The organism is Picosynechococcus sp. PCC 7117, from assembly GCF_001693275.1.
In the GTDB taxonomy this organism is placed as follows: domain Bacteria; phylum Cyanobacteriota; class Cyanobacteriia; order Cyanobacteriales; family MRBY01; genus MRBY01.
In genome coordinates this window covers 1342115-1354226 of sequence record NZ_CP016477.1, presented here as the reverse complement: position 1 = coordinate 1354226, position 12112 = coordinate 1342115, and the positions used below count along the sequence as shown (strand labels likewise).

At 48.0% G+C, this 12112-nt stretch carries 8 protein-coding genes; 5 read left to right on the top strand and 3 right to left on the bottom strand.

Annotation, left to right across the window (positions count from 1 at the left end; genetic code table 11):
- Nucleotide 1 precedes the first annotated feature (1 nt).
- Nucleotides 2-2923, bottom strand: a complete 2922-nt coding sequence (polA, locus tag AWQ22_RS06565; protein WP_065710550.1) for a DNA polymerase I — start codon at nucleotides 2921-2923, stop codon at nucleotides 2-4.
- A 188-nt stretch (nucleotides 2924-3111) separates the two neighbouring features.
- Between polA and AWQ22_RS06560 the strand changes: the two genes are divergently transcribed.
- Entirely contained in the window at nucleotides 3112-3936 is an 825-nt protein-coding gene (locus tag AWQ22_RS06560) for a bifunctional 2-polyprenyl-6-hydroxyphenol methylase/3-demethylubiquinol 3-O-methyltransferase UbiG (protein ID WP_065710549.1), read from the top strand.
- A gap of 84 nt (nucleotides 3937-4020) precedes the next feature.
- On the opposite strand, the gene ilvC is transcribed toward AWQ22_RS06560, so the two are convergent.
- The gene (gene ilvC / locus AWQ22_RS06555; RefSeq protein WP_012306898.1) at nucleotides 4021-5016 is read right to left on the bottom strand and encodes a ketol-acid reductoisomerase; all 996 of its coding nucleotides are present in this window, start codon (nucleotides 5014-5016) and stop codon (nucleotides 4021-4023) included.
- A gap of 327 nt (nucleotides 5017-5343) precedes the next feature.
- Here ilvC and map point away from each other — a divergent pair, with 327 nt between their 5' ends.
- Nucleotides 5344-6114: a type I methionyl aminopeptidase gene (gene map, locus AWQ22_RS06550; protein WP_065710548.1), complete on the top strand. Its 771-nt coding sequence runs from the start codon at nucleotides 5344-5346 to the stop codon at nucleotides 6112-6114.
- A 105-nt stretch (nucleotides 6115-6219) separates the two neighbouring features.
- Here the strand turns inward: map and tig are convergent, their stop codons facing one another.
- A complete protein-coding gene (gene tig / locus AWQ22_RS06545) occupies nucleotides 6220-7584 on the bottom strand; it encodes a trigger factor (RefSeq protein WP_065710547.1) in 1365 nt (454 codons plus the stop codon).
- A 413-nt stretch (nucleotides 7585-7997) separates the two neighbouring features.
- Between tig and AWQ22_RS06540 the strand changes: the two genes are divergently transcribed.
- The 3 genes from AWQ22_RS06540 (at nucleotide 7998) to AWQ22_RS06530 (ending at nucleotide 11977) form a co-directional block, all read left to right on the top strand.
- On the top strand, nucleotides 7998-9041 hold the full coding sequence (locus tag AWQ22_RS06540) for an aspartate-semialdehyde dehydrogenase (protein ID WP_012306895.1): 1044 nt from the start codon (nucleotides 7998-8000) through the stop codon (nucleotides 9039-9041).
- A 36-nt stretch (nucleotides 9042-9077) separates the two neighbouring features.
- The gene (gene dapA, locus AWQ22_RS06535) at nucleotides 9078-9968 is read left to right on the top strand and encodes a 4-hydroxy-tetrahydrodipicolinate synthase (protein ID WP_030006494.1); all 891 of its coding nucleotides are present in this window, start codon (nucleotides 9078-9080) and stop codon (nucleotides 9966-9968) included.
- 182 nt (nucleotides 9969-10150) lie between these two features.
- Complete coding sequence (locus AWQ22_RS06530) at nucleotides 10151-11977, top strand: ribonuclease J (RefSeq protein ID WP_012306893.1); 1827 nt, start codon at nucleotides 10151-10153, stop codon at nucleotides 11975-11977.
- The last annotated feature ends 135 nt before the right edge of the window (nucleotides 11978-12112 follow it).

The following is a 12112-nucleotide window of genomic DNA, read 5'->3' as shown; positions in this document are numbered from 1 at the left end:
ATTACTTCGCGTCGAGCCAATTTTTACCGCAGTGAATATCAACCACTAAAGGAATAGATAAAGGTATCGCTTGCTCCATTGTGGTTTTAATTTTAGGGCCTAATTCTTCCCATTCTTCTGGGGGCATTTCAAAAACCAATTCATCGTGAACTTGGAGTAACAAACGAGCCTGATAATCCTTTAATAATTCGTGAATTTGGATCATCGCCACTTTGATAATATCAGCACTGGATCCTTGGATTGGTGCATTAGCCGCTGCCCGTAATAATTGGGCATCGTTGTAGGCATAATCGAGGCTATCTAAATCAATTGCTTTGGGGTCGCTGCCTTTTAGTTCAATTAAACAGTTACTGATAAAGTCAAAGTTGCGCCGTCGCTGCAAAATCGTACTCACATAACCCTGGGCGATCGCCTGCTTTTTAACCAGTTCTAAATACTCAAAAACCTTAGCATAGCGTTCATGGTAGCGGTCAATAAAAGCCCGTCCTTCTTCCTTAGAAACGCCCGCTTCCCGGGCAAACCGCTGGGCACCCATCCCATAGATCACCCCAAAATTGATAATCTTACCAATCCGTCGTTCTGCAGCAGTGACGGCCTGGGGCGAGTCCCGATCAAAAATCATCTGTGCCGTGACCCGGTGGACATCTTCTCCGGCTTGGTAGGCCTGTAATAAAATCGGTTCTTGACTTAAGTGGGTCAGGATTCTGAGTTCAATTTGTGAATAATCTGCCGCGACAAGTACCCAGTTTTCTTTAGGGATAAATGCCCGCCGAATCCGTTGGGAAAATTCAGTGCGTACCGGAATATTTTGCAAATTGGGGTTCGATGAAGAAAGTCGCCCTGTACTGGTTAAAGTTTGATTGAAATCTGTATGGATTCTGTTCGTTTTTGGGCTAACGAGGGTCGGCAAAGCATCAATATAGGTGGATTTTAATTTTGCAAGGGTACGATATTCAAGAATGTAATCAATGATTGGGTGATCCCCTTGTAATTTTTCGAGGACAGCGTGGTTTGTTGAATAGCCTGTTTTGGTTTTTCGTGTTTTCTTTGTGTTTAACCCCAACTTTTCAAAAAGGATTTCTCCTAATTGCTTGGGGGAATTAAGATTAAATCGTTCATCTGCTGCGTTGTAAGCTTTGGTTTCTAGGTCTGTTAAATCAGCCCCCAATTCTTCGGCTAATTGCTGAAGATAGTCTTGATCAATGCGAATACCTGTATTCTCCATGGCACAGAGTACTGGTTCTAGGGGCGTTTCAACTTCTTCTAGAAGTTTTTCTAAATCGGGGTAATCTTTAAGCTCGACTTTTAATTTTTGGCAGACTAAATAAGTTGTATAAACATCTAAGCCACAGTATTCTGTCGCAACGGAGATCTCTAAATCTGCAATGGTTTGTTTTTTGGTTAACCCTAAATCTTTATAGCTTTTAGCAATGATATTTCCCAGATAACGTAGGCTTAGATCCGTTAAATTGTGTTTCATCTCTGGATGTAAAACATAACTTGCTAACATCGTATCGAACACTACCCCAGCTAGGCTGATTCCCTGGTGGGCAAAAATGGCACGGTCAAACTTCGCATTTTGAAAAACTTTTGGATATTTTTTTGCTTCCAAAATCGGTTTTAGGGCCTGAAAAATTTGCGTTTTTTCTAGTTGGTTTCCGTTATGGTGAGCAATGGGAATGTAGGCAATATTGCCTGGGTCTCTCCCCCAACAGCACCCAATACCGACGAGATCAACTTCCCGGGGATCTAAACCAGTGGTTTCTGTATCCCAGGCCACGGGGTGATTGACATCGGTTTGGGTTTTGAGTTGATCAACCAACTGGGTGAGCTTTTCTGTCGTGTCAATAATCAGGGGCTGGATCGGCGAGATAGTCGCAGTTGGAGGCGTCTGGGCTTGATTTTGGTCGGGATCTGAGGGGGCAAAAATAGATAATTGTGCGTTCCCTGCTTCGTCAACGATTGTATTATTGGACTGGACAGATTCTAGGGTGGGAATTTCAATCGTTTCTGCGCCAAAAATTTGCTGGATTCTACCAATATCTTGAATAAATTTTTTGAGTTCTAATTTCGTTAAAATCCCGATTGCTTGCTCTAGATTAAAGCCAGTTAAATGAAGCTCATTTAAGAGAATATCAAGGGGCGCATCCTGGGCAATTTTTGCTAATTTTTGACAATGATAGGCGGCGTCTTTGTCGGCTTCTAGGCGTTTTTTAGTGGCGCCTTTAATATTATCGAGGTTGGCATAAATATTATCTAAACTGCCAAATTCATGGATGAGCTTAATGGCAGTTTTCTCACCAATGCCCTGGACACCTTTGTAATTATCGGAGGAATCACCCGCAAGGGCTTTGAAGTCTACGACTTGCTCTGGTTTCACACCTAATTTTGCTTCGACAAGCTCTGGGGTGAATTCTTCATAGCTACCGCTTTTGACGCCCTTGGTATCGAGGTAAAGAATGCTGATTTTTTTGTCAGGGTCTACCAACTGAAAAAGATCGCGATCGCCGGTCAAAATTTTTACCTGTTGGCCCGCTTCACTGGCTTGTCGGGCGAGGGTCGCAAGCACATCATCGGCTTCGTAACCCACGGCAGTCACCCGGGACACATTTAAGCTATCGAGCAGGTCGAGGAGATTTTCAAAATCGGGCCGGAAATCGTCTGGGGCGGGCTTACGTTGGGCCTTGTAGTTCTCGTCGGCGGTGTGGCGAAAGGTGGGTTCAGGTCGGTCAAAGGCGATCGCCACCGCATCGGGTTTTTGGCGTTCGATCACCTGCACAAGGGCATTGAGAAAGCCAAAGCAAATACTCGTCGGAATTCCCGTTGAAGTCCGCAGCGCCCCTTGTCTAGACTTGGCAAAGGCGTAGTAGCAGCGAAAGGCGAGGGAGTGACCATCAATTAGGAGCAGCAGCGGCGTTGTCATTAATACTTACGGAACAATTCAAGGAGCAATCGACTATGATGATCTTCCCATAATCCCGCCATTTCATCACCCCAGGGATTTGTTTTATTGTAAAAAGGAGATTCTTTTTTGCTTGCTCAATTTTAATCATCAAAAAAATAACTGATCTTGAATGATTCAAAAATATTGCCCTTTTAAACTTCTAAAACATGAAAAATTTTGACGCCTTTTTTCAAAAAATTTATGCTCAACCCATCGAAGCTCGTCAACATTGGTACGCAGAGGCAACCCAAGCCTATGACCAATATCGTGCCCCCTATGTGCCGAAAATTATTGATTTAATCTGCGAAAAAATCAAGCCGGAAAGTGTCATTCTAGAAATTGGCAGCGGCCCAGGCAATGCAACGCAACATTTTGCCCAACGGGGTTTTTCATTAATCTGTCTAGAGCCGAACCCACGAGCCTGTGAATTTGCCGCCCAACGTTTTCAAAATTACCCAATTCAAATTATTAATACCACCTTTGAGGAATGGCAACCGACCCCAGAAAAATTCGATACTATCCTTGCCAGTACTTCTTTTCACTGGCTACAACCAGACACCAGATGCCAGGCGATCGCCAGTTTACTCAAGCCCCAGGGGAACATAGTTCTGCTTTGGAATACCGTGCCCCAACCGGATCCCAGCATTTTTCAGGATCTCTTGCCTCTCTATGAAAAATATATGCCCAGCTTTGCCAGCTTTGAAAATATCGCTGTCCAAGAACAAAATCTCAAGAACATCAGCCAGGGTTTGCTTGATTCAAATTGTTTTCAAAACCTAGAACTAACCCAGGTCATTGAAACCAAAGATTATTCCCCCAACGATTACCTCAAATTACTCACAACTCTTTCTCCCTACATTGCCCTAGATTCCACTGTTCGCAGGCAACTCTTCGATGAACTAAAGGCTGTTTTTCAAGCTCGAAAAATTCAGACGATTCCCACCCAATATATTTGCGCTGCCCACATTGCCCAAGTGAAACCGCCCAATTAAGAAAAAAGGTGAGAATCACTGACTCTCACCTAATCGGTTTAACTTAATATTGTTGTTAGATATTAAATCAATCTAATTTCTCGATTAGCTTTCCTTCAACCAGCTAAACATTGCCCGCAGATCCTTACCCACAACTTCAATGGGATGTTCTGCTTCACGGCGACGAATTGCCGTAAATTGCGCTTGACCCGACTGATTTTCGAGGATGAAATTCCGTGCAAACTCACCCGTTTGAATTTCCGTCAGAATTTCCTTCATCGCTGCTTTCGTTTCAGCAGTGATCACCCGTGGCCCGCTGACATAATCACCATACTCAGCGGTGGTAGAAATGCTATCCCGCATTTTCGCCAGACCACCTTCCACAACGAGGTCAACAATGAGCTTCACTTCATGGAGACACTCAAAGTAAGCCAACTCCGGCTGGTAACCCGCTTCGACGAGGGTTTCAAAACCAGCTTTAATCAGAGCGCTCAGACCACCGCAGAGAACCGCCTGTTCACCGAATAGATCCGTTTCAGTTTCTTCTCGGAATGTGGTTTCAAGGATGCCACCGCGAGTACCGCCGATGCCTTTTGCGTAGGCCATCGCCAAATCACGGGCTTGACCTGTGGCGTCTTGGTAAACTGCGAATAATGCTGGCACCCCTTGACCTTGTTCATAGGTACGGCGCACGAGGTGACCAGGGCCTTTAGGGGCAACCATTACAACGTCTACATCAGCGGGAGGAACGATTTGGCCGAAGTTGATATTAAAGCCGTGGGCAAAGGAAAGTACATTGCCCGCTTGGAGGTTGGGGAGAATATCTTTGGTGTAGACAGATTTTTGGACATCGTCGGGTAACAAAATCATGATCCAGTCCGCCACTTTTGCTGCTTCCGCAACAGGTAAAACCTTTAGACCTTCTGCTTCGGCTTTGGCTGTGGACTTACTTCCGGCATACAGGCCGATAACGACGTTAATCCCACTGTCTTTGAGGTTGAGGGCATGGGCATGGCCCTGGGAACCATAGCCGATGATGGCAACGGTTTTGCCGTTTAACAGATCTAAGTTTGCGTCCGCATCATAATACATGCGAGCCATAGGACAATTCTCCGACGGAAATTACAAAGTTAAGAATATGTGTTAATGCATACTGCAGACTTCGTATTATAGGAGATTGTTGTCAACTGAACTTTTGCTGGGCAGGCTCCTCAGAAATTTTTAATAACTTATAGGAAAAACAGCCAACCGACATCTTTGATTTCGGCAAACTCTGCTGATCATTGTGTCGAAATTTTGGCGATCGCCGAGGATCTCAGTCGCCCTCCCTGGGGACTTGACAGGCGCAACAATGATTCGCCGAAGGCTTTTGGGGCTGTTACAATAAACCTCTGATAATTCTGTTGGTCTTACAAGCAATAAACTCCCATGGGTAAAGGCATCGTTCTGCTATCAAAACGAGAAATTGAAAAAATGCGCAATGCGGGACGGCTAGCGGCGCAACTCCTTGATTATCTAGGGCCTCTAGTTAAGCCGGGAGTGACGACCCTCGAATTGAACGATGCGGCGGAGGAATGGACCCAAAAACACGGTGCAAAAAGTGCCCCCCTCGGTTATGGCAAGAGTAATCCTTACCCAAAGTCTATCTGCACCAGTGTCAATGAAGTAATTTGTCACGGCATTCCCAGTAAGAAAAAAGTGCTCAAAGACGGCGACATCATCAATATCGATGTGACCCCCATTCTCGATGGCTACCATGGTGATACGTCCCGGACTTTTTTTGTGGGCACCCCAGCACCCAGGGTTAAAAAATTAGTCGAAGTAACGGAAAAATGTCTGTACATCGGCATTGAAGCGGCTCAACCCAACGGTCGCATTGGTGATATTGGGGCGGCGATCCAAGAATATGCCGAATCCCAAGGCTATTCAGTCGTGCGTGATTTTGTCGGCCATGGCATTAGTAATGTCTTCCACACAGAGCCCCAGGTTCCCCACTATGGCAAACGCGGCAAGGGCACCAAAATTCGTCCGGGGATGGTTTTTACCATCGAACCAATGATCAATGAAGGCACCTATGAGAGCCAGCTACTCGGTGATGGTTGGACAGCGGTAACTAAGGACGGTAAGCTTTCGGCCCAGTTTGAACATACGATTGCGATCACCCCAGAAGGGCCAGAAATTTTAACCCTGTCGGCATAAAGGGTGTGATGGGATAGCTTGAAAACCTGAGATACCAACAAAAAAGACCCCACTTGGGGTCTTTTCACAATTAGTTTTAGAGTTTAAACGTAAGCGTCTAAAGCTCTATTCTTCTCCGTCTGCTGCTTCAGCCTCTTCTGCTTCGAGAGTTCCGGCAGGGACAAATTCGATCTCAGACTGCTCTTCGAGCCAATCGAGGGTTGCATCAATGGTCAACTCTTCTTTGATGGCTTCCTGGAGACGCTCTTCATCAAAGCCTTCCTGAAGTTCTGCCTTGGCTTCCTCTAGGCGCTCGTTAAATTTGTCGGTATCAATTTCGATCTTCTCGACCTTGGCAATTTCCGTGAGAATCAAGGAGTTGCTGAGCCGTTGTTCTGCTTCTGGGCGAGCCGTTTCTCGCAGTTTAGGAATCATATCTTTAGTAAAGATCCGATTCACATCGATGCCCATGCGGCTGAATTCCATCATCTGCTGGGTGAGGACTGCGGTAATTTCTTCGTTGACGCTCACTTCTGGCAGTTCGGCGCTGTTATTGGCAGCGAGTTGTTCTAGCAGATAACGACGCACGCTGTTTTTGGTGCTGATTTCAGCGTTTTCTTTTAGCTGGGCTTCTAGACTTTCTTGCCAAGCCGCGAGGGTTTCAAATTCTTCGTTGGTGGCTTCGCTGGCAAACTCATCATCGAGTTCTGGTAGTTCGCGGCTCTTGAGTTCCTTGAGGGTGACGGTGAAGGAGACTTGTTTCCCCGCCATTTCTTCGTTGCCGTAGTCTTCGGGGAAGGTAACGGTGAATTTCTTGGTTTCTTCGGGTTTCATGCCGACAAAACCATCCACAAAGCCTGGGATAAATTTGCCTTCTTCGAGGTCGAGGGAAAAGTCTTCGGCTTGGGTGCCGGGGATAATGTCTGCTTCTTCTTCACCAGCGTCGTTTACATAGCGACCTTCGTAATCGGCGATCGCCACATCTCCCATTTGGGCGGCCCGGTCTTCGACGGGGACAAGGGTAGCAAGCTCGCGTTGTTTTTGGGTGAGAAATTCATCGAGATCCGCCGGGTCATATTCACTCTTTTCGGCCTTGAAGTTGAGGCCTTTGTAGCTGTTGAGGGTGACGGTGGCGGGGACATCCACGGCGGCCTTGAAAGTGAAGGCTTCACCGGGTTTGTAGGCGCTGATCAGGTCATCGAAGGAAGATTTGAGTTGGAAATTTCCTAGGGCCTCAATGTTTTCTTGGGCGATCGCCGCTTTTAAGCTATCGTCGATCAAATCCTCAAGGACAGACGCCTTAATGCGATTGGGGCCTAACCGTTGGATCAAAATCTGCTTGGGAACTTTCCCTTTCCGGAAACCAGGGAGGTTCACGGTACGGGCGAGTTTCCGCACTGTGTCATCATAGGCTTTTTGGGTGACGTCAGCGGGGACTTCGATTTCTAGCCCAACTTGGCTGGCAGGAAGCTTTTCCTGGATAACTTTCATCGATGTTTAAAGGTTCTAATATATAAGTTACAACTAAGGGTCTTAGGATAGTTCTGTTCGTTGGCGATCGCCCCTTTAGGGGTCTGAATTGAGCGCTCCATGATATCCTAAGGTCAGTAACCCAAACGCAGGATTACCCAGAATATGTTTGGGTCGGTCTATTGCGTTTTTACGAGGGGTTAACCTATCTGATAATAGTATAATTAGAGCTTCGATATACAAAGTCTTGCGAAAGGGATGCCCCAGCACAGAACGACAAAAGCGGCCCTGCTTATCCTCGCCAAATCCTCGCCTCTGGGGTGATCAAGTCAGCCCCGCCACAGTGAAAAATTCCCCCTAGGCGATCGCCCCAACCAGATTTTTACTTTTTAATTTCATTACCCTTAACCCAAAGTCATTAGGAGGTTTATTCTTTGTCAAAATTAGTCAATGTCGCCATTCTTGGTGCTACCGGAGCCGTTGGCGCAGAACTCTTACAGTTGTTAGAAGAGCGGGATTTTCCCCTCAACAACCTAAAACTTTTGGCCTCGCCCCGTTCTGCCGGGAAAACCCTCACCTTTAAAGGCCAACCCATTACCGTCGAAGCCGTCAGCCCAGAAGCCTTTGAAGGGATCGATATTGTCCTCGCCTCCGCCGGGGGAAGCACTTCGAAAAAATGGGCCAAGGCGATCGTCGAAGCCGGTGCTGTGATGATCGACAACTCCAGCGCCTTCCGCATGGATCCTGATGTGCCCCTCGTGGTGCCAGAAATTAACCCAGCGGCAGCCCAACAACACCAGGGTATTATCGCGAACCCCAACTGCACAACCATTCTCATGGGGGTGGCAATTTATCCCCTCCATCAAGTGCAACCCATCCAGCGGATTGTGGTTTCTACCTATCAATCTGCCAGTGGTGCTGGGGCTAGGGCCATGGAAGAAGTCAAGCAGCAAACCCAGGCGATCTTGGCGGGCGAAGAACCCCCCACAGAATCTTTCCCCTATCCCCTCGCCTTTAATCTTTTTCCCCACAATACCCCCATCGATGACGCGGGCTATTGCCAAGAGGAGATGAAAATGGTGAACGAAACCCGGAAGATCTTTGGGACGCCTGACCTGCGGATTAGTGCCACCTGTGTCCGGGTGCCGGTGCTGCGGGCCCATTCTGAAGCGGTTAACCTAGAGTTTGCGCAGCCCTTCGAGCCAGCCCAAGCCAAAGACATCCTCACCACGGCCCCTGGTGTTACCGTAGTAGAGGATTGGGAAAACAATTATTTCCCGATGCCCATGGATGCAACGGGGAAAGATCCGGTGCTGGTGGGTCGTATTCGTCGGGATATTTCCCAAGATAATGGCCTGGAATTGTGGCTCTGTGGCGATCAGATTCGGAAAGGAGCAGCCCTTAATGCCGTCCAGATTGCGGAACTGCTTTGGGAAAAAGATTGGCTCCAACCAGCGGCGATCGCAACGGCGGTCTAGTCCAGTAAGATTTATGTGTGTTGTGTCGATTCGTTTATGACAAGTACAAGATTTGGTCGAGTGATCACCGCAATGGTGACCCCCTTTACGGAAGAGGGGCAGGTGGATTACGCGATGGCGGAAAAATTAGCGGCCCATCTCATTGACCAGGGGAGTGACGCCCTTGTTGTCTGCGGCACCACCGGAGAATCACCCACCCTGACTTGGGATGAGGAGTATGAGCTATTCCGGGCTGTGCAAAATGCTGCCACTGGACGGGCTAAGGTAATCGCGGGTACGGGTTCTAATTCCACCAGTGAGGCGATCGCCGCCACCCAAAAAGCCGCTAAACTGAACTTAGACGGTTCGCTGCAAGTTGTTCCTTATTACAATAAGCCTCCCCAAGAAGGACTTTATCAGCATTTCAAGGCGATCGCCGAGGCCTGCCCTGATATCCCATTGATGCTTTACAACGTGCCGGGGCGCACTAGTTGTAATCTGTTGCCCGAAACCGTGATTCGCCTCGCCACAGTGGACAACATCGTGGCCATCAAAGAAGCCAGCGGGAACCTCGACCAGGCCGCCCAAATTCGTTGTGGTGTAGATTCTACCTTTGAAATTTACTCAGGGGATGATAGTCTAACTCTACCTTTGATGAGTGTAGGAGCCCAGGGCGTTGTGAGCGTGGCCAGTCACCTTGTCGGGCCGCAGATGCAGGCGATGATCCAAGCCTTTCTTGCTGGCCGTACCCAGGAGGCGATCGCCCTCCACCTAAAGCTTTTCCCCCTATTCCGTGTCCTATTCTGTGATACCAACCCCCTCCCCGTGAAAACCGCTCTCATTCTTCAGGGATGGCGTTTAGGTAGCTTTCGTCCGCCCCTCTGTCCCCTCAGCCCTGATCGCACAAAACAACTCACCCAGGTATTGAAGGATCTGTCCCTCCTCTAAAACAGAGCATGGGACGAACAGTCCACTGCCATGGCTTTTGACAACTGAACAGTATTGCGCCAATTACCAGCACCCGATTGATCGCTGGTCATATCTAGCCGTTGGTCTTTAAATACCAGCCTAAAAGTTTTCTATTTCAACCTTTTCTCTAGTTTTAACCACAAGCAAATCTAAGGAGTTTTATGAACAAGAGCAAACCCCAACCCACAACCCGTAGAAGAACCCGCACCAGCCAAAAACAAACGACCAAGCCAGAAAATCTCAACCCCCAGGACAGTATTAAAATTATTCCCCTGGGTGGTCTCCACGAAATTGGTAAAAACACCTGTGTTTTTGAATATGACGATGAAATCGTGCTGCTTGATGCGGGACTAGCCTTTCCGACGGATGGGATGCACGGGGTCAACATTGTTCTGCCAGATACAACCTATCTCCGGGAAAACCGCCACAAAATTAAGGGGATGATTGTCACCCACGGCCACGAAGATCACATTGGTGGTATTTCCCATCACCTCAAGCAGTTTGATATTCCCGTCATCTATGGCCCCCGCCTAGCCATGTCTCTGCTGTCCGACAAACTAGATGAAGCAGGCGTAAGCGATCGCACCAAACTCCACAGCGTCATGCCACGGGACATGGTGCGCATTGGTAAAAATTTCCTCGTAGAATACATTCGCAATACCCACTCCATTGCCGATAGCTTTACCGTGGCGATCCATACCCCCATCGGCGTGATTATTCACACAGGGGACTTCAAAGTAGACTTTACCCCCGTTGACGGTGAACAGTTTGATTTCCAACGGCTCGCTGAGCATGGCGAAAAAGGCGTTCTCTGTCTTTTAAGTGATTCGACGAACGCCGAAGTTCCCGGTCGCACCCCTTCAGAAGCCTCAGTGAAGCCGAATTTAGACAGAATCTTTGGTCAGGCCCAAGGACGACTCTTTGTGACGACCTTTGCCTCTTCTGTCCACCGGGTCAGCATTATTTTAGAACTGGCGCAAAAACACAATCGTAAGGTGGCTGTGGTGGGCCGTTCCATGCTAAACGTCATTTCCCATGCCCGCAATTTAGGCTACATGAAATGTTTGGATGAGCTGTTCATTCCTCTGCGACAACTCAAAAGTATGAAGGATGAGGATGTTTTGATCCTGACAACGGGTTCCCAAGGTGAAACCCTATCGGCCATGACCCGGATCTCCCACGATGCCCACCGCCACATCAAAATTAAGGAAGGGGATACGGTGGTCTTTTCGGCCAATCCAATCCCTGGCAATACGATCGCCGTGGTCAATACCATTGATCGTTTGATGATGCGCGGCGCGAAAGTCATCTACGGTAAAGGGGAAGGAATCCACGTTTCTGGTCACGGCGCCCAAGATGATCACAAGTTGATGTTGGCCTTGACGAAGCCGAAGTTTTTCATTCCGTTCCACGGGGAACACCGGATGTTGGTGAAGCACGCCCAAACGGCCCAATCGATGGGGGTACCGGAAGAAAATATTGTGATTATCGATAACGGTGACATTGTAGAACTCACAGAAAATTCCATTGGTGTTACCGGGAAAGTGCCTTCGGGAATTGAATTAGTAGACCGTTCTGGTATTGTCCATGATTCGGTACTCCAGGAACGGCAACAGTTGGCCGAGGAAGGGGTGATTACGGTGGCCGTGGCGATCGCCCAGGACGGTAATCTAATTGCGCCGCCAGAAATTCATCTCCGGGGTGTGGTTACCGCAGCGAACAATAAGTTACTCCACCAGTTAATCCAGCGGAATGTCGAAAATGTGTTGGAGGATCGCCTCGCAGAGTACAAAGAACATGGCAAGCGCAGCAACGAAGACATTGACTGGACTGACATTCGCCTAGAGATCGAAGCATCCCTGCAACGCCTTGCCCGTCGAGAATTACAAGGGGAACCCCTCGTGGTCTTTTTGATGCAGGTCAGCGAACAGACTGCCGTTAGAACCCAGCGCCGTCGTCGTCGTCCCACAGCATCCCTTGCTTCCTAATAAAGGAAAAGGATTTGGGATTTGCTCTAAGTCTCTTGTAAGCATTTGAATTCAGAGAAATACACGAAAGGGAGCCATAATGACTCCCTTTCGTGTTTACGGATTTAGAGCCTTAAAAAAATTCGAGAAAATGCT

What these genes read in the sequence shown, in the direction of transcription:
- polA (WP_065710550.1), bottom strand. Translation starts at nt 2,923, where the DNA reads ATGACAACGCCGCTGCTGCTCCTAATTGATGGTCACTCCCTCGCCTTT.
- AWQ22_RS06560 (WP_065710549.1), top strand. Translation starts at nt 3,112, where the DNA reads ATGAAAAATTTTGACGCCTTTTTTCAAAAAATTTATGCTCAACCCATC.
- ilvC (WP_012306898.1), bottom strand. Translation starts at nt 5,016, where the DNA reads ATGGCTCGCATGTATTATGATGCGGACGCAAACTTAGATCTGTTAAAC.
- map (WP_065710548.1), top strand. Translation starts at nt 5,344, where the DNA reads ATGGGTAAAGGCATCGTTCTGCTATCAAAACGAGAAATTGAAAAAATG.
- tig (WP_065710547.1), bottom strand. Translation starts at nt 7,584, where the DNA reads ATGAAAGTTATCCAGGAAAAGCTTCCTGCCAGCCAAGTTGGGCTAGAA.
- dapA (WP_030006494.1), top strand. Translation starts at nt 9,078, where the DNA reads ATGACAAGTACAAGATTTGGTCGAGTGATCACCGCAATGGTGACCCCC.
- AWQ22_RS06530 (WP_012306893.1), top strand. Translation starts at nt 10,151, where the DNA reads ATGAACAAGAGCAAACCCCAACCCACAACCCGTAGAAGAACCCGCACC.